Below are 16,232 nucleotides of genomic sequence, written 5' to 3' on the forward strand. Positions count from 1 at the left end.
TTCCGTCATGAAACCAGGCCCCGCTCTTCCAGCTGCCGCTTCATCTCGGACCCGCGATCCTCCGCGCCGGTCCGTCCTACCCATTCAGCCAGTTCGCCGATCGAATTCTCCAGCGTGAACCGAGGCGCGAAGCCAAGCAGTTCGCGAGCCTTCGAGATATCGGCGAAGCAATTGCGTATGTCGCCGGAACGGGCCTTGCCCAGGATGTCCGGCTTGATCTCCGGCACGCCCATCGCGTCGGCGAGAAGGGCGGCCACTTCGCTGATGGCGTAAGCTTGACCGCTGCCGACATTGATGACATGCCCGCGCGCCTGCTGCTGTTCGAGCGCGAGGCGGAATGCACGCGCAACGTCCCTCACATGGACGAAATCGCGGCGCTGGCGCCCGTCTTCGAAAATCATCGGCGGCTGACGGTTGGCGAGCCGGGAGGCGAAATTGGCGAGCACTCCCGTATAGGGATTGGAGAGCGCCTGGCCCGGTCCAAAGACGTTGAACAGTCGCAGGGCGACCGCGTTGACCCCATAGGCATCGCCGAATATCAGCACCGCCCGTTCCTGAGCATATTTGGTCAACGCATAGATGGAGGCGAGATCGACCGGCTTTTCCTCATCGGTCGCCACGGGCGTCAGCCGCTCTCCGTCGGGACCGACGAGATCCCAAGCACCGGCCTTGATCCGTGCCTGCTGCCGGCGCGCGTTGCCGACACGCGTTCCGTCCGGCAGGGTGTAAAGCCCCTCGCCGTAGACGCTCATGGACGACGCGACAACGATGCGCTGGACTGGATTGCGGATCAGTCCTTCGAGCAGAACCGCCGTGGCGAGATCGTTGCCGCCGACATAGCGGACGATCTCGTACATCGACTGGCCGACGCCGACCTCGGCGGCCAGATGCACGACTCCATCGACGCCGTCGAGCGCTCTGTCCAGCGCGTCGGCGTCGCGCAGATCGGCGCGCACAAGTTCGGCTCCCTGCGCGCCATGCGTCGCGTCCTTGCCGTGGACCTGCTCGATGAAGCTGTCCAGAACGCGTACTTCGTAATCATTGGCCAAAAGTTCGTCAGTTACATATCGACCGATGAAGCCGCAGCCACCGGTAACAAGGATTCTTTTCACAAATTGCTCCTTGGCCTCCAGGACGAAATACGGCTGCCGAACTATGAAGCTCCTGAATTGTTCCCGTCCGGCCGGAGCGGCGGCGCCAGGCACTCCAGCATGGCACGTTCTCGAAGGCGGCCTGCGCGACTGGAACAGCGCAACCGATTGGCTGTCGGACAGTTAGGGTTTTTTGCAATGGAACCGCGGGCAAGCCATGCAGCAAAGCAGTGTCGACAAGCCGGAATCGGCGCCGCGATCCCGCCGCGAGACGCAAGGGATTAGCTCCGCCCTTGAGCACAATATCCGTGCGATCATGCGCCGCCGCGACCAGGAAGCTGCCGAGGCCGGGGTTCAGGAGCGCCTGGCCGAGGTCATCACCTACTTCACCGGCAGCATGGTTTTCGTCTATCTCCACCTCGCGGCTTTCGCCTTCTGGATCGGCGTCAATACCGGCTGGCTGCCGATCATGGGGCCATGGGATCCATCGCTCGTGATCCTTGCCATGGCCGCGTCCGTCGAGGCGATCTTCCTGACCAGCTTCGTCTTGATCAACCAGAACCGCATGGCCGCGAACGATGCCCGGCGGGCCGATCTCAACCTCCAGATCAGTCTTTTGGCGGAACACGAGGTCACCAAGCTGATCACGATGGTCTCGGCCATCGTCGAACATCTCGGCCTATCGGACTTGGTAGGCCCCGAACTCGATGAACTGAAGAAGGACATCGATCCGGAAACCGTTCTCGATGAAATCGAAAGTGTGGAAGAATCCGAAAACTGGCATTCGCAAAGCGGAGCGACGGCCGGGCCAGGCTCGACCCTTGATCCGTTTCGCGGGAACAGATGAAGCCGCAGATTGTTAGGAAGGCCGTTTCAGTATCGATTGCACGGACGCAGGAAAAACACATGAAAGTTGTGATGATCGGTGCAGGCTACGTCGGACTGACCACAGGCGCCTGCCTGGCTGAACTTGGCCATTCGGTCACATGCGTCGATACCGACGCGGCGCGCATCAAGACGCTCGGCTTAGGCGCAACGCCTATCTATGAGCCCGGCCTGGAGGCGTTGATCCGCAAGAACCGTCGGCTGGGCAGGCTCGATTTTTCTCCCGATACGAAGGGGCCTGCCGGCAAGGCGGACGCCATTTTCCTCGCAGTAGGGACGCCGGCCGCGCCGGGCGGCGACATCGATCTCAGCCACATCGAAACGGCGGCCCGGCAGATCGCGCCGGCCATGAAGCCCAATGCCGTCGTCGTCGTGAAGTCCACCGTCGTCGTCGGAACTTGCCGGCGCCTGCGCGAAGTCATCGCGGAAAAGCGTCTGGGGCTGGACTTCTCCGTCGCGTCGAACCCCGAGTTCCTGCGCGAAGGCACGGCGATCCAGGATTTTCTTCATCCGGACCGGATCGTCATCGGCGCCGACGACCGCCGCGCCGCAACGGTGCTTGAGGAACTCTACGCGCCACTCGCAAAACGCCGGACGCCGATCCTCATTACCAATACGGCCAATGCCGAATTGATCAAATACGCTTCCAACGCCTTCCTCGCCCTCAAGATCGGCTTCATCAACGACGTCGCCGATCTTTGCGAACAGGTCGGCGGCGATGTCGAGGCGGTAGCCAGGGGCATGGGTCTCGACAGCCGCATCGGCATGAGCTTCCTGTCGCCGGGCCCGGGTTTCGGCGGGTCCTGCTTTCCGAAGGACACGCGGGCATTCGTGGCGACGGGCCGCAAGCACCGGGCGCGTCAATCGCTGGTCGAGACGCTTGTCGCGAAGAACGAGTCCCGCAAGAACAGCCTGGCGCGCCGCGTTCTTGCCGAATTGGGCGAGCGGGCGCGGGGCGCCCGCATCGCCGTTTTCGGTCTCGCCTTCAAGGCCAATACGGACGACGTGCGGGATTCTGCGGCCCTGACCATCATTCCGCTCCTGCAGCAGGCGGGGCTTGCGGTGCGCGCGCACGACCCCCAGGCAGAAGCCAACGCCGCGCGTCACCTCAGCGGCGTCGAAATGCACGACTGCATGTATGCGGCTGCGAAAGGTGTCGATGCCGTGCTCGTTCTCACCGAGTGGGACGATTACAGGACGATCGATCTGAAGCGTCTGTCGAAGACAATGTCGGGCAGCCTGGTGATCGACTACCGCAACATGTTCACGCCCCGGCAGATGGCGCTTAGCGGATTGCGCTATGTAAGCCTCGGCAGGTCAGCTTCGCCGAAGACGGCCGGCGCGGTCGTTTCCAAGGCGTCCAAGGCCCTGCAACTCGCCACCGCCGCCCCCAACCATCTCTAGGCTGCCGGCTCTACCGGTTCATCCGGGCTCGGCGCCGGGCGTATTTGGCTCGGGCGGCTCGACTCCGGCCGGCGCCCTGGTCGCCGGATGTTCACCCTCGGGCGGAACGTCCGGGGCTGTGCCGAAGCCGCCATCGATCCACAGAAACGCGATCAGCATCAGAACGGCGATGACGGCAACGACGACAATGCTGGTCACTTCGCGCGATGGTTTCATAGCCAGCCTCCTCCCACAAAACCGCTGTGCCGCGAGGAGGTTCCGGTAACGATTGGCGGGGCGGAAGCGCTCCGATCACGGGTCGAAGGTATTTTAGAAAATTATGGAACATCGGCAGGGGACGGTCGGTTTTGTTCGCGCCCGGCAAGGGCGGACTCCAACCACGAACCACGAACGGGATTCATGAAGATGATGTACAAACTCATTGCAGCTTCCATGCTCACACTGGCGCTGGGCGCAAGCGCCATCGCGCAGAGCAGCACGACAGGTACTACCGGCGGGACGTCCGGCACCACGACCGCCACTCCAGGGACGGCCGATACGATGATGATGACGGAAGCCGACAAGGCGCTAACCAAGGATTGGTCGGGCCCGATCGGCGACGCCTTCTTCACCGACGACACGATGGCAACCCTCAAGAGCCAGGATGAAATCAAATCCAGCTGGGCTTCGCTGAGCACAGAGCAGCAGGCGCAGGTCAAACAGGATTGCGCTACTGTCTCTTCGAGCACGGCCGCCGCTCCCGGTGCCGGGACATCCACGGACACGACAGCCTCGACGACGCCCGACACGAGCGGCCCGGCTGCCGGAACTTCGACGGACACCACCGCTTCGACAACCCCGCCCGCAGCCTCCGGCGGCACATCCACGGACACGACAGCCTCGACGACCACCGGCACGACCGCCGGCGGCACGGCTGGCTCCGGTACCTACAGCACCGCGATGACGGATCTTTGCTCGATGGTCAGCTCCATGTGAGCGGTTCTCACAAGCCTGTCCTCAACGGCGGGGTGGTGCGTCCACCCCGCCGTTTTTGCGGCGTCGGGCCGGCGGGAACAAACGTCCATGGTCGCGGTTAGGCGCGAGGAACCCGTATTTCAGTCGGCCGACAGGCGGTAATTTTCATGAAGTCCAAAAAGGTTCGGATCGGGGTCGTGGGAGTTGGAAACTGCGCTTCCTCACTTCTGCAAGGCATCACCTACTATCGCGACGCGCACAGCAACGAACCCGTGCCGGGGCTGATGAACGTCGACCTCGGCGGCTATCACGTCGGTGATATCGAGCTTGCCTGCGCCTTCGACGTGGCGTCGACCAAGGTCGGCCGCGACGCCGCCGAGGCTATTTATGCGGCTCCCAACAACACCTACCGTTTCGCCGACGTGGCGCCAACGGGCGTCCGCGTGGAGCGCGGAAACACGCTGGATGGTATCGGCAAATATCTGCAGGACGAGATCGAGGAAGCCGACGAATCTGTCGCCGACGTGACCGAAATCCTCGGGCGAAGCGAGACCGACGTGCTGGTCTCCTATTTGCCGGTCGGCTCGCAGCGGGCGACCGAATGGTACGCAGAGCGCGCGCTGGAGGCCGGCTGCGCCTTCGTCAATTGCATCCCCGTATTCATCGCTTCCCGGCCCGAATGGCGCATCCGCTTTGAAAAGCGCGGCCTGCCGATCATCGGCGACGACATAAAGAGTCAGGTCGGCGCGACCATCGTGCATCGCCTGCTCGCCAATCTGTTTCGCGAGCGCGGCGTCCGGCTCGACCGTACGTATCAGTTGAATTTCGGCGGCAACACCGATTTCCTGAACATGCTTGAGCGCGAACGGCTCGAATCGAAGAAGATCTCGAAGACGCAGGCTGTGACCAGCCAACTCGATATCCCGTTATCCCCGGGAGACATCCATGTCGGACCAAGCGACCATGTCCCGTGGCTGACGGACCGCAAATGGGCCTACATCAGGCTGGAAGGCACCACTTTCGGCGGCGTGCCGCTCAATGCGGAACTGAAGCTGGAAGTCTGGGATTCGCCCAATTCCGCAGGTGTCGTGATAGACGCGGTACGCTGCGCCAAGCTGGCGCTCGACCGCGGCATCGCGGGCGCGCTTACCGGCCCGTCGAGCTACTTCATGAAGTCGCCCCCGCAGCAATTCACGGATGCTGAGGCGCGCGATCGGACGATAAGGTTCATCTCCGGGCAAGGGGAGGACGAGCTTCTGCTCGGTGCGGCGGAATGACCACCATCTTCTTCCTGGTGCGGCATGCCGCACACGACAATGTCGATGACTTCCTGGCCGGACGGTCCGGCGGCATCGTGCTCGGCGAATCGGGCCTGTCGCAAGCGGCTCGGCTCGGCCAGCGCCTGCGCCGCGAGCGCTTCGACGCGATCCATGCCAGCCCGCGGGAGCGCACACAGGAAACCGCTATCGCGATTGCCGGCGCGTATGGACTGACCGAAATCCACGCCAATCCCGCCCTCGACGAAATCGACTTCGGCGAATGGTCGGGCCGGGCGTTCGAAGAATTGGCCTCCGATCCGGACTGGCAGCGATGGAATGAAGACCGGAGCAGGGCGAGGGCGCCGGGCGGCGAAACCATGATCGAAGTACAGGCTCGCGTGATGTCTTGCATCGAAGCCCTGGCGAAGCAGCATCGCGGCGGAGCCGTGGTGCTGGTCAGCCACGCGGACGTGATTAAAGCGGCGGTCTGCCACTTTCTCGGGCTGCCCGTTCAGGGCTGTTTCCGTTTCGATATCGCCCCCGCCTCGATTACCACTATCGTCACCGGCGACTGGGGCGGCAAGGTGCTCGGCCTGAACGAGATCGTGGCCTGACGGAAGAGGAGGCCTGAGACCGTGAAGATCGCCATCTTCGGCCTGACCGTCAGTTCTTCGTGGGGCAATGGACACGCCACACTGTGGCGCGGGCTGATCCGCGCGCTGACGCGGCGCGGCTGGAGCGTGACCTTCTTCGAGCGCGATGTTCCCTACTACGCGGGCGCGCGCGATCTCTACGAGATCGACGGCGGCGGCCTGATTTTCTATGGCGACTGGGCCGAGGTCAGGGACCGGGCCGAGCGCGAGATCGCGGGAGCCGATGTCGCGGTTGTCACCTCCTATTGCCCGGACGCCATCGCGGCGACCGGCCTGGTTCTCGATGCGCCATCGGCTTTGCGTGTCTTCTATGATCTCGACACGCCGGTAACGCTGTTGCATTTGAAGCAAGGCGGTCGGCCGGATTATGTAGGGGCAGGCGGCCTCGCGGGTTTCGATCTCGTGCTGAGCTATACCGGCGGCTCGACGCTCGCCGAGCTCGGCTCGGCGCTCGGAGCGCGCCGAACGGCAGCGCTCTACGGCCATGTCGATCCTGACCAGTACGGCCCCGCTGCGTCCGATCCCGATTTCTCAGGCGACCTTTCCTACCTGGGCACCTATGCGGCGGACCGCCAGGAAAGCGTAGAGCGCTTGCTGATCGAAGCTGCAAGGCTGCGCCCGGACCGCCGGTTCGTGATCGGCGGCGCGCAGTACCCGGAGGACTTTCCCTGGACGGAAAACATCCATTTCGTCCGGCATCTGCCGCCGCCCGATCATCCTGCGTTCTATGCATCGTCGAGGCTGACTCTCAACGTCACGCGCCAAGCCATGGCCAGCATGGGTTGGTGTCCGTCGGGACGGCTGTTCGAGGCGGCCGCATGCGGCTCGGCCATAGTCACGGATGTGTGGCCGGGGCTGGAGAATTTCTTCGAGCCCGGCGGAGAGATTATCACCGTGCGAGACACGCAGGACGTAGTCGCGGCGCTCGACCTGCCGAACGCCGAGCTGGAGCGGATCGGCCGGAATGCCCGCGAGCGGGTCCTTCGCGATCACACATCCGACAGGCGCGCCCAGGAACTCGAGGCGATCCTCGCGGAAGCGTTCGCGGCGCGGCGCTCGCCGATGTCTTTCTCGGAGGTGGCTTGACATGCTGGGCATCGTGCCGGCCGCGGGACGTGGCAGCCGCATCCAACCGCTGGGCTTCTCGAAGGAACTCCTGCCCGTCGGCAGCCGGGTCGAAGGCCTGGCCGAGCGCCCATGCGCAGTCAGCGAATACCTCGTCCAGCGAATGATCGAAGGCGGGGCCGACAAGATTTGCTTCGTCATCGGCCCGGGAAAGTCCGACATTCTGGAATATTATGCCGGCGGCTATGGCGAGAGTTCGGCTGTGTTCGTGGTGCAGCCGACGCCCGCGGGCCTTTGCGACGCGATCTTCCGCGCGGCATCCCTTGTCCGCGATGACGAGCCGGTGCTGATCGGTCTGCCCGACACGGTCTGGTATCCAGAGAACGGGTTTTGTGCTCTGCCCGACGACCGGCTGGCTTTCCTGCTGTTCCCGGTCGATCAACCCGAGCTCTTCGACGCCGTCGTGGTGGACGGGCACGATCTCGTGCGCGAAATCCAGGTCAAGCAGCAGAACGCCGCGTCGAACTGGGTCTGGGGCGCATTCAAGATGCCGGGCCGCATGCTGCACGAACTCAGGTCCCTTTGGCGCGCTCGCAATGAGTGCGACGAATATATCGGCACGCTGGTGAACGCATGGCTGGCGCAGGGCGGCGAAGCGGTCGGCGTCAAGGCGGGCACGGCCTATGTCGATGTGGGCACTTTCAATGGCTATCGCGAAGCCATCACTCTGCTGAGCCGCAAGGACGAAGGTTCCGCTGCCGGACCGCTCGGCCGTGGAAACGGTCATGACAAATCCAGAGCGTCGGCGGCATCCGCAATGAAGGTGTAGACCATGCCGCTCTCAAGCCTCGAAATCCGCCGCCAGATCGAAGCGCTTGGACCTTGGTTCCACAATATCAACCTTGGTGGCGTGGCGACCGCGCCGGACCATTTCCTGGGCAACTACCCTTACGTGAAATGGCAGAAATTCGCCGGCGCGATCCCCTCCGATCTCGCCGGCAAGAGCGTGCTCGATATCGGCTGCAATGCCGGCTTCTACTCGATCGAGATGAAGCAGCGCGGCGCGGAGCGCGTGCTGGGCATAGATTTCGACGAAGTCTATCTCAATCAGGCCCGGTTCGCCGCCGAAGTGGCGGACCTGGAGATCGAGTTCCGTCGGCTGTCCGTCTATGACGTCGGCGCGCTGGGTGAGCGTTTCGACATCGTCCTTTTCATGGGCGTGCTCTACCATCTGCGCCATCCGCTATTGGCGCTCGACCTGATCCGCGAGCATGTCGCGGGCGACCTGATGGTGTTCCAGTCGATGCAGCGCGGCAGCGTGGAAGTCGCCGCCCTGGAGCGGAACTACCCTTTCTGGAACTACGAACTCTTCAACGATCCGGATTTTCCAAAACTCCATTTCATCGAGCACCGCTACGCCGATGATCCCACCAACTGGTGGGTGCCAAACCGCGCCTGCGTTGAGGCGATGCTCCGGAGTGCCGGCTTCGACATCATCAGCCATCCCGAACAGGAGGTTTATCTTTGCCGGCTCGCCGAAGCCGCGCCGGAGGAGGGCGCCGTCTATCCCGCGAAAGGAAGAACGCATGATTGAAGCCGCCATGATCTGGAACGAGCCCAACAACAAGTCGCATTGGGATCCCGAAGTCGATCCCGAATGGCTGCGCTTTTCGGAAATGGCGATCATGGCCGGCGATGCAATCGAAGCGGAAAATGCCGACGTCACGAGGGTGCTCGGCGGCATCTCGCCCATCGACCCGCTTTTCGTGCAGCGCATGAAGTCGCACGGCGTCCTCGACCATATCGACGCGATCGCGGTGCACGGCTTCCCGCTCGATTGGAACCTCTGGCAAATCCACGAATGGCCGGCCAAGCTCGACGAGATTCGGGCCGAGACCGATTTGCCGATATGGGTGAGCGAGGTCGGCATCTCGACATTCGGCGCGGAGGAGGTGCAACTCTGGGGCCTGAAGCGGACCGCAGAACTGCTGATCGGCAAAGCGTCGCGCATACAGTGGTACAGCCTTTACGACCTGCCGATGGCCTGGGGCGCGACGACAAGGCACCGCGAGGCGGAAGGATCCTCCTACTACCGCCATTTCTACATGGGGCTGCTGCGCGAGGACGGCTCGCCGAAGCCGGCGGCGGAGGAGTTCGCGCGCCACACCCCAGACATCGGGGTGGCTCAATGGTTCCATTTCGAAGACCACCGGCTCGAAGAGGCTGTGCGCTGGATGAAACGGCTCGGCGTCACCTACGTAAGGACCGGCCTCTCCTGGGCAGACAGTTTTCGTCCCAACGCGCTCGACTGGTTCGACCGCCAGATGGAGGCGCTCGCCGATTTCGACGTGACGCTGACCTTCTGCTTCACGCCTGAACATCGCGGAATGATGCCGCATCACACCAGTGCGCCGCTGGTGCCGGAGGAATTCGCGGATTTCTGTGCCGCGATGATCCGCCGCTATGCCGGAAGCGCCCGGATTGCCGCGGAGCCCCTGCGGCTTCCGGCGGCATGAAAGGCGACGGCCATGGAGTACGCTTCGGCGGTTGTCCATGGAGCCTTGGCCGACTTCGCGAACCTGATTTCGCCGGCTAGCGGCAACGGCCGGTCCGGTGATGAGCTCATGGTCGTGGCGGCACACCCCGATGACGAGGCGATCGGCCTTGGCGGCCAGCTTTCGCGGCTGCGGAATGCAGCGATCGTGCATGTGACCGACGGCGCGCCGCGCGATCTGAGGGACGCTCGTACGAGCGGGTTCGGCGGCTGGCGGGAATATGCCGATGCACGCCGGCGCGAATTGGAAGCCGCGATGGCCGGGGCCGGCATCGATCCCCGGTCCCTCGTCGCCATCGGTCTTCCGGATCAGGAGGCCACGTATGCGATGGCGCCGCTCGCCTGCAGCCTCGCTAGGCTCTTTGCCGAGCGCCAACCCCGCTTCGTCTGCACCCATCCCTTCGAGGGCGGTCATCCCGATCATGACGCGACAGCCTTTGCCGTTGATGCGGCTTGCCGGCTGGTGCGGCGGGAAGGACTCATAGCGCCGGCAGTCATTGAGTTTGCCTGCTACAATGCCGGTCCGGACGGTGGCCCGATATTCCAGAATTTCGCCGCCGAGCCGCCTGCGCCAACCCTTGAAATCCCGCTCGACGAACAGGCCCTGGAAGCCAAGCGGCGAATGCTCGCCTGCCATGTCACACAGCGCCGCACGCTCGCGCCGTTCACGGCGGGCGTCGAGCGCTTCCGCGCCGCGCCGGACTACGATTTGCGCAAGCCGCCGAACGGCGGCCGCCTATATTACGAAACGCTGCCTCTCAATTTTGACGGCCGGGATTGGCCGCGGCTGGTCGATCATGCCATTCGAGAGCTCGGGCTGGAGGAGGCATGACGCTCACGGTGCTCAATGTCGCTTATCCGCTCGCGCCGGTCAGTCAGGACGCCGTCGGCGGGGCCGAGCAGGTGCTGGTCGCGCTGGACAAGGCGCTGGTGGAGGCCGGCCACCGCTCCATCGTGTTGGCCTGCGAGGGATCGAGCGTCGCTGGCACACTGTTTGCCGCACCGGCTGAAAGCGGCATGCTGGATGAGGCAGCCAAGCAACGCGCCCACGCACGGCATCGCGACGCAATTACCGCAGTGCGGCGGCGGTGGCCTGTCGATCTCGTGCACCTGCATGGCATCGATTTCGACGCATATCTGCCCCAAGACGGCCCGACCCTGGTTACACTCCATCTGCCGCTCGACTGGTACCCGCCCGGCGCGCTGGAGCCCGCGAGGGACGATCTCTGGATGCATGCCGTCTCTGCATCCCAGCAGGCGCGCGCGCGCCCGCCGGCGCAAGGCTTCGCCCCCCGATACCGAACGGCGTCGACATCGAGGCGCTCGCTCGCCGCCACGCCAGGCGCGACTTCGGCCTCGTGCTCGGCCGCATCTGCCCGGAAAAGGGCGTGCATCTGGCGCTCGACGCGGCGCGTCTGGCCGAACTGCCGCTGATCGTCGGGGGCCAAGTCTATCGCTACCAATGGCATGAGCGCTATTTCTCGGAAGAAATACTGCCGCGCCTCGACAGGCGGCGGCGCTTCCTCGGCCCGCTCGGCTTCGTCCGCAAGCGGCGCTTCCTCAATGCGGCGCGCTGCCTTGTCGTGCCCAGCCTCGCCGCCGAGACGAGTTCGCTGGTGGCAATGGAAGCGCTGGCCTGTGGAACGCCGGTAGTGGCGTTTCCGAACGGAGCTTTGCCCGACGTCATCGAGCATGGCCGCACCGGGTTCCTGGTCAATGACGTGGCCGAGATGGCCGATGCGATGATCGCGGCAAGAACCCTTGATCCGGAGGAGTGCCGGGCGGCGGCGCGAAAGCGTTTTTCGCTCGACCGCATGGTGGCTGAATACCTCGACGTCTATCGGGCTCTGGCCAGGACCGGCCGCAGGGAGACGGGCCCGGTGGCCGCAATGTGAGCGCGATGCCGCTCCGGGGCGAAATCATCACCGACGGTGAAGCGTTCGAGGCCCTTGCGCCGCATTGGTGGGCGCTGTGGCGGAACTGCACGTCCGCCACGCCGTTCCAGACGCCGGCCTGGCTGCTGCCATGGTGGCGGCATTTCTCGCCGGGCAGGCTGACGGTCATAGCGGTGTGGCGCCATTCCCGGCTCGTCGGTCTCGCGCCATTTTATCTGGAAGAGATCAAGACGCGGCGGCTGCTTCCGATTGGCATCGCACTTTCCGACTACCTCGACGTTTTGATCGAACCCGGCTGCGAGGGGGAAGCCGGCGATCTGATCTTCAAACGCGGAATGGAAATCGGCTGGGACAGTTGGGAATTCGAGGAGCTTCATCCCGGCTCGCAAGCCGCGGCCATATGCTGTCCAGGGAAGCTGGCAAATACGACGGCGATCCAAAACGCCTGTCCGGTCATTCGTCTCCAAGGCGAAGACGATCTCGCGGGGTGCGTGCCGGCGCGTCGGCGCCGGCAACTCCGGCGAGCCCGCGCTAGCGCCATCCGTCGTGGGACGCTGGCGATCGAGCCTGTTTCGGGCGACACCGACGCATTTCTCGCCCATCTTTTCAGACTGCATGGCGCGCGCTGGGCGGAGCGGGAAGAGAACGGCATTCTGGATAGCAAAGTCGTGCAGGACTTCCATCGCGACGCTTTGGCGGCGCTGAGCGCCTTTGGCCTGGCTCGCTGCAGCCTGATCCGGATCGGTGACGACGTTGCCAGCGCATATTACGGCATGTCCGACGGCAGGCGCGCCTACGCTTACCTGGGCGGTTTCGATCCGGGGTTCAGCGAGCAAAGTCCCGGCTCGATCCTGATCGGCCATGCGATCGCCGAAGCCATACGAGAGGGCGTCGGGGAGTTCCATTTCCTGCGCGGGCGCGAGGCCTACAAGTACAGTTGGGGCGCGACCGACCGCTGGAACCAGCGGCGTTCCTTCCATGGGATCGAGCAACCATGACCCTTCGCGAACGTGCTTCGCTGACCGCGGTCCTTGGCGCCTGCCGGGACGCCTCGCTACCGGACGAGGTGGCGCTGATGCGGCTGATCATGGCGACCGAGAACATCGCCGATCTCGAACGGCAGTTGACGCTGGCCGCGCCGGCGCTCGACCGGAAGACGGCTTCGAGATTGCGCCGCCTTGTCGACCGCGCGCGACTGCTGCCCGACGCCTGGCCAACCGTGCGCGCCACGGCCGCAGCCGTGCCGCACGGCCCCTTCCCTGGCCGGCCCGCAAAAATAGTTGGCGATTTCGCGTCGTCGTTCGATGCGGCGGCAAAGCTGTCGCCCGAGGCGAGCGTCGCGCTTTACTCGCTCGGCGATGCGGACTCGCTGGCGGCCGCGACCGCCGAAATCGCCGCATGGATGCGCGAGGCAGGGCTGCTCGGGCCGGAGCGCGAAATCCTCGATGTCGGATGCGGCATCGGAAGATTGGAGGCCGCGCTCAGTGCGGAGGTCGGCTACATCATCGGGACAGACATTTCGGAAGAAATGGTCAAGATCGCGCGGCGGCGATGCGAGGGACTGCGCAATGTCGCGTTTCGCCTTACCTCCGGGTTGGGCCTGGCGGACTTTGCCGGTGCCAGTTTCGACTGCGTTATGGCCGTCGACGCCTTCCCCTATCTGGTCGCTGCGGGCGGCGACGTCGCCGAAAGTCACATCCACGAAGCGGCCCGGGTGCTGAAACCGGCGGGCGAACTCGTGATCCTCAACTATTCGTATCGGGGAGCGCCGGCGCAGGACCGGGAAGATGTGGAAAGGACGGCCGAGGCAGCCGGATTGCGAACGATACTGGCGGGAACGCGGCCGTTCGGCAAATGGGATGGAACGGCCTTCCGCGTGATTAAGCCCGACCTTTGAATCCAGATCGCCTGCGGCTTCGGGGCCGCCGCACGATCGCGCCCCACGATCGCAATGTGAGGATTGTCACATACAACGTGGCGTCGGCATGAGAAATCCAGGGCCGCGAGCAGTCCTTTCGGGCGTGCGGGTCAAACGGTCATCTGCAGAAATAACCCCGTGCAATTGGGTGCTGCTCTATCCGCCAGGGAGCAAGAGCAGCGATGGGCGAAGTTCTGTTTTTCGAGCCGCAGCGTTTCGGGCAGCGGCATGGGACGGCCGGGGATCGAGATTTACCGTCGACTGCGGCAATCATCATTTTTCCTGGTGTTCGTTACGAGCGCCTGGACGAGGCTGATGTGCGCACGGACGCCAAGCCTGGAAAGCGGATGCTGGACAAATCCAAGCCGCGCCCCTCGCGACATTGAACGGGATTGTCAGAGCTCCAAACCGTAGGCTGGGTGGGATCAAACCGCCCATGACGGCGGAAGCGGGGACGGCGGCAGCGATCGCACATTTGCCGCGCTGTTATCCTTGGATCAGCCTTCGAAGATGCGGGACACATCTACAGATGGAGCTTTTCTTATGGTTCAGCTACATCTAATGTCTTGAAGCGAGGAGTAAGGAGGGGTGCGAACGCCGTCTCGGCGTCGGCTCCCTTGTTTTGAATGGGAATTCAGCTTGAAGCCGGGGGCAACACTCGGCCTTAAAGATGCCCGGAAGGGGTGAACCGATGGCTGATTGGCACTACACCCGTCAGCTGGCTACCATTATTTCGATCGACGCGGTTGGTTTTTCGCGCCTGATGGGCCTCGACGATGTGTCCGCCGTGGCCGCGTTCGAGGAACGGCGCAACATCATAGTCGAAAGCTGCGGCGCATTTGGCGGTCGAACATTCGGGGCGGCCGGCGACAGCATCATGGCGGAGTTCGGCAATCCGATCGAAGCGCTGCGCGCCGCATTCGACTTCCAGGACAGGATTGCCACCCTAAACGCCTCGGCGGGCGAGAACATGCGGATGCCGTTCAGGGCCGGCATCAATACAGGCGACGTTATAGTCCGCGACGACAGCCTCTATGGCGACGACGTCAACATCGCAGCGAGGATCCAGGAATTCGCGCCCCACAACGGCTTGGCGATCTCGGAAACCGCTTGGCACCATGTGAAGGATAAATCCACCGCCGAATTTACCGATCTCGGCGAATTCCTGCTCAAGAACATCGCACTGCCGGTTCGCGTCCTGATCGCCGCCCGCGGCGGAAATGGCGGAGCGCCGGCCAGGCCACGGACGCTCGGCCATCTGACAACTTCCCAGCAAAGACATCTTTCAAGCGGCCCTCCCGCAATCGCGGTGCTGCCGTTCCGCAACGACAGCAATGAGCGCGACATCGATTACATCGCCGACGGCATCGCCGAAGACATCATTTACGGCCTGTCCAACACAAGATGGATTTCGGTGATCGCCAAGAGCTCCAGCTTCCAGTTCCGCGACGACGCGCTTGGCGCTACTGCAATCGGCAGCGTCCTCGGCGCCCGCTACGTGGTCAGCGGCGCATTGGGCCGCAGCGGCGGGAGAATCCGGCTGAATGCGAGCTTGGTCGACGCGTCGAATGGCAGGCTGGTGTGGTCGCGGCGTTTCGAGCGCGAACTGGTCGATATTTTCGACCTGCAGGACGAGATCGGCAGCGAGATCGTCTCGATGCTGGAAAAGGAAGTCGACCGGGTCGAGCAGGCGCGCACGTTCCAGGTGCCGTGGGAAAGCCTGGAAACCTGGCAACTGGTCCGGCGCGGGCGCTGGCACATGAACCGCCGCACCCGCAGGGACACGGAACTGGCGCTCGAGTTCTTCGAAAAGGCCTATATTGAGGATCCCAATTCCAGCGCGGTTCTCAACGAACTGGCCTGGTGGCACTTCTGGCGCGCCTGGCTTCGCTTCGGCGACAGCGACGACCTCGAAAAGGTCACCTATTATGCGCGCAAGGCGCTTTTAATGGACAGCCAGGATGCGCGTCCGCACGCCTACCTGGGCGTCACCGACATCATGCGCGGGCAGCCGAAATCGGCGCTCGAACATCTTGAGGAGGCGCTTCACATCAATCCCAGTTTCGCCTTTGCGCGCTCGGCCAAAGGCAGCGCCCATCTTCTTCTGGGAGAAGCCAGGAAAGCGATACCGCTTTTTCAGGACGTCGAGCGGTTGAGTCCGTTCGACCTCTACGCTTTTCACAATCTGGGAGAACTGGCCGTTGCCTACTGCTTCGTCCATGACTGGAGTTCGGCGATTGAGACCGCCGACCGCTCCCTCAGCCTTTCGCCCGGCTATTTCTACGCACGATTCCTCAAGATCGGCGCGCTGATGCGAAGTGGCCAGCCTGATGCGGCCAGGCGGGAACTGGCGGTATTCCAGACCAGGCATCCGGACTTCTCCAGCGAGCGGGTGGGCTGGATACCGTTCGTCGACAAGGCAGCGAATGCGTTCCTGATCGAGAATTTCGAAATGGCCAGAATGCTCGAGCCAGCCGTTGGGAAGTGCCTGCAGACCGAGGATGGCCGCCATCTGTGAAACCGTTCACATACGCGGGGGTCGCGCATTCCTATG

The 16,232-nt window shown here is 63.6% G+C and carries 18 protein-coding genes; 16 read left to right on the forward strand and 2 right to left on the reverse strand.

Features of this window, described 5'->3' with window-relative positions; genetic code table 11:
* Positions 1 to 5 precede the first annotated feature (5 nt).
* Positions 6 to 1,112, reverse strand: a complete 1,107-nt coding sequence (locus ACG873_RS28925) for an NAD-dependent epimerase/dehydratase family protein (RefSeq protein ID WP_394889258.1) — start codon at positions 1,110 to 1,112, stop codon at positions 6 to 8.
* A 196-nt stretch (positions 1,113 to 1,308) separates the two neighbouring features.
* On the opposite strand from ACG873_RS28925, the gene ACG873_RS28930 reads away from it, so the two are divergent.
* Both ACG873_RS28930 and ACG873_RS28935 read left to right on the forward strand, forming a co-directional pair.
* Positions 1,309 to 1,938, forward strand: a complete 630-nt coding sequence (locus ACG873_RS28930) for a DUF1003 domain-containing protein (protein ID WP_394889260.1) — start codon at positions 1,309 to 1,311, stop codon at positions 1,936 to 1,938.
* 59 nt (positions 1,939 to 1,997) lie between these two features.
* Positions 1,998 to 3,380: a UDP-glucose dehydrogenase family protein gene (locus ACG873_RS28935; protein ID WP_394889261.1), complete on the forward strand. Its 1,383-nt coding sequence runs from the start codon at positions 1,998 to 2,000 to the stop codon at positions 3,378 to 3,380.
* 18 nt (positions 3,381 to 3,398) lie between these two features.
* Here ACG873_RS28935 and ACG873_RS28940 read toward each other — a convergent pair whose 3' ends face one another.
* Positions 3,399 to 3,596, reverse strand: a complete 198-nt coding sequence (locus ACG873_RS28940; RefSeq protein ID WP_394889262.1) for a hypothetical protein — start codon at positions 3,594 to 3,596, stop codon at positions 3,399 to 3,401.
* A gap of 189 nt (positions 3,597 to 3,785) precedes the next feature.
* Between ACG873_RS28940 and ACG873_RS28945 the strand changes: the two genes are divergently transcribed.
* From ACG873_RS28945 to ACG873_RS29010, 14 genes are all read left to right on the forward strand, one after another.
* The gene (locus ACG873_RS28945; RefSeq protein WP_394889263.1) at positions 3,786 to 4,355 is read left to right on the forward strand and encodes a hypothetical protein; all 570 of its coding nucleotides are present in this window, start codon (positions 3,786 to 3,788) and stop codon (positions 4,353 to 4,355) included.
* A 146-nt stretch (positions 4,356 to 4,501) separates the two neighbouring features.
* The gene (locus ACG873_RS28950; RefSeq protein ID WP_394889265.1) at positions 4,502 to 5,611 is read left to right on the forward strand and encodes an inositol-3-phosphate synthase; all 1,110 of its coding nucleotides are present in this window, start codon (positions 4,502 to 4,504) and stop codon (positions 5,609 to 5,611) included.
* Complete coding sequence (locus tag ACG873_RS28955) at positions 5,608 to 6,207, forward strand: histidine phosphatase family protein (RefSeq protein WP_394889267.1); 600 nt, start codon at positions 5,608 to 5,610, stop codon at positions 6,205 to 6,207. The genes ACG873_RS28950 and ACG873_RS28955 overlap by 4 nt, the downstream gene beginning before the upstream one ends.
* Before the next feature lie 21 nt (positions 6,208 to 6,228).
* The gene (locus ACG873_RS28960) at positions 6,229 to 7,332 is read left to right on the forward strand and encodes a CgeB family protein (RefSeq protein WP_394889269.1); all 1,104 of its coding nucleotides are present in this window, start codon (positions 6,229 to 6,231) and stop codon (positions 7,330 to 7,332) included.
* A gap of 1 nt (position 7,333) precedes the next feature.
* Complete coding sequence (locus ACG873_RS28965) at positions 7,334 to 8,140, forward strand: sugar phosphate nucleotidyltransferase (RefSeq protein WP_394889271.1); 807 nt, start codon at positions 7,334 to 7,336, stop codon at positions 8,138 to 8,140.
* A 3-nt stretch (positions 8,141 to 8,143) separates the two neighbouring features.
* The gene (locus tag ACG873_RS28970) at positions 8,144 to 8,905 is read left to right on the forward strand and encodes a TIGR04290 family methyltransferase (RefSeq protein WP_394889272.1); all 762 of its coding nucleotides are present in this window, start codon (positions 8,144 to 8,146) and stop codon (positions 8,903 to 8,905) included.
* Positions 8,898 to 9,827: a beta-xylosidase gene (locus tag ACG873_RS28975; protein ID WP_394889273.1), complete on the forward strand. Its 930-nt coding sequence runs from the start codon at positions 8,898 to 8,900 to the stop codon at positions 9,825 to 9,827. The genes ACG873_RS28970 and ACG873_RS28975 overlap by 8 nt, the downstream gene beginning before the upstream one ends.
* A gap of 12 nt (positions 9,828 to 9,839) precedes the next feature.
* Positions 9,840 to 10,697 carry a PIG-L deacetylase family protein gene (locus ACG873_RS28980; protein WP_394889274.1) on the forward strand — a complete coding sequence of 286 codons (858 nt, stop codon included), beginning with the start codon at positions 9,840 to 9,842 and terminating at the stop codon, positions 10,695 to 10,697.
* A complete protein-coding gene (locus ACG873_RS28985; RefSeq protein ID WP_394889275.1) occupies positions 10,694 to 11,299 on the forward strand; it encodes a glycosyltransferase in 606 nt (201 codons plus the stop codon). The genes ACG873_RS28980 and ACG873_RS28985 overlap by 4 nt, the downstream gene beginning before the upstream one ends.
* Positions 11,254 to 11,760, forward strand: a complete 507-nt coding sequence (locus tag ACG873_RS28990) for a glycosyltransferase (protein WP_394889276.1) — start codon at positions 11,254 to 11,256, stop codon at positions 11,758 to 11,760. The genes ACG873_RS28985 and ACG873_RS28990 overlap by 46 nt, the downstream gene beginning before the upstream one ends.
* Positions 11,761 to 11,765: 5 nt before the next feature.
* A complete protein-coding gene (locus ACG873_RS28995; protein WP_394893756.1) occupies positions 11,766 to 12,758 on the forward strand; it encodes a GNAT family N-acetyltransferase in 993 nt (330 codons plus the stop codon).
* On the forward strand, positions 12,755 to 13,657 hold the full coding sequence (locus tag ACG873_RS29000; RefSeq protein ID WP_394889277.1) for a class I SAM-dependent methyltransferase: 903 nt from the start codon (positions 12,755 to 12,757) through the stop codon (positions 13,655 to 13,657). Before ACG873_RS28995 ends, ACG873_RS29000 begins: the two co-directional genes overlap by 4 nt.
* Positions 13,658 to 13,860: 203 nt before the next feature.
* Entirely contained in the window at positions 13,861 to 14,064 is a 204-nt protein-coding gene (locus ACG873_RS29005; RefSeq protein WP_394889278.1) for a hypothetical protein, read from the forward strand.
* A gap of 305 nt (positions 14,065 to 14,369) precedes the next feature.
* Positions 14,370 to 16,196 carry an adenylate/guanylate cyclase domain-containing protein gene (locus tag ACG873_RS29010; RefSeq protein WP_394889280.1) on the forward strand — a complete coding sequence of 609 codons (1,827 nt, stop codon included), beginning with the start codon at positions 14,370 to 14,372 and terminating at the stop codon, positions 16,194 to 16,196.
* The last annotated feature ends 36 nt before the right edge of the window (positions 16,197 to 16,232 follow it).

The organism is Allomesorhizobium aridi, assembly GCF_043769475.1.
Taxonomy (GTDB): domain Bacteria; phylum Pseudomonadota; class Alphaproteobacteria; order Rhizobiales; family Rhizobiaceae; genus Allomesorhizobium.

Bases quoted from the DNA above. Each gene is read 5' to 3' on its own strand.
- ACG873_RS28930 (WP_394889260.1), top strand. From the start codon at position 1,309: ATGCAGCAAAGCAGTGTCGACAAGCCGGAATCGGCGCCGCGATCCCGC.
- ACG873_RS28935 (WP_394889261.1), top strand. From the start codon at position 1,998: ATGAAAGTTGTGATGATCGGTGCAGGCTACGTCGGACTGACCACAGGC.
- ACG873_RS28940 (WP_394889262.1), bottom strand. From the start codon at position 3,596: ATGAAACCATCGCGCGAAGTGACCAGCATTGTCGTCGTTGCCGTCATC.
- ACG873_RS28945 (WP_394889263.1), top strand. From the start codon at position 3,786: ATGATGTACAAACTCATTGCAGCTTCCATGCTCACACTGGCGCTGGGC.
- ACG873_RS28950 (WP_394889265.1), top strand. From the start codon at position 4,502: ATGAAGTCCAAAAAGGTTCGGATCGGGGTCGTGGGAGTTGGAAACTGC.
- ACG873_RS28955 (WP_394889267.1), top strand. From the start codon at position 5,608: ATGACCACCATCTTCTTCCTGGTGCGGCATGCCGCACACGACAATGTC.
- ACG873_RS28965 (WP_394889271.1), top strand. From the start codon at position 7,334: ATGCTGGGCATCGTGCCGGCCGCGGGACGTGGCAGCCGCATCCAACCG.
- ACG873_RS28970 (WP_394889272.1), top strand. From the start codon at position 8,144: ATGCCGCTCTCAAGCCTCGAAATCCGCCGCCAGATCGAAGCGCTTGGA.
- ACG873_RS28975 (WP_394889273.1), top strand. From the start codon at position 8,898: ATGATTGAAGCCGCCATGATCTGGAACGAGCCCAACAACAAGTCGCAT.
- ACG873_RS28980 (WP_394889274.1), top strand. From the start codon at position 9,840: ATGGAGTACGCTTCGGCGGTTGTCCATGGAGCCTTGGCCGACTTCGCG.
- ACG873_RS28985 (WP_394889275.1), top strand. From the start codon at position 10,694: ATGACGCTCACGGTGCTCAATGTCGCTTATCCGCTCGCGCCGGTCAGT.
- ACG873_RS28995 (WP_394893756.1), top strand. From the start codon at position 11,766: ATGCCGCTCCGGGGCGAAATCATCACCGACGGTGAAGCGTTCGAGGCC.
- ACG873_RS29000 (WP_394889277.1), top strand. From the start codon at position 12,755: ATGACCCTTCGCGAACGTGCTTCGCTGACCGCGGTCCTTGGCGCCTGC.
- ACG873_RS29005 (WP_394889278.1), top strand. From the start codon at position 13,861: ATGGGCGAAGTTCTGTTTTTCGAGCCGCAGCGTTTCGGGCAGCGGCAT.
- ACG873_RS29010 (WP_394889280.1), top strand. From the start codon at position 14,370: ATGGCTGATTGGCACTACACCCGTCAGCTGGCTACCATTATTTCGATC.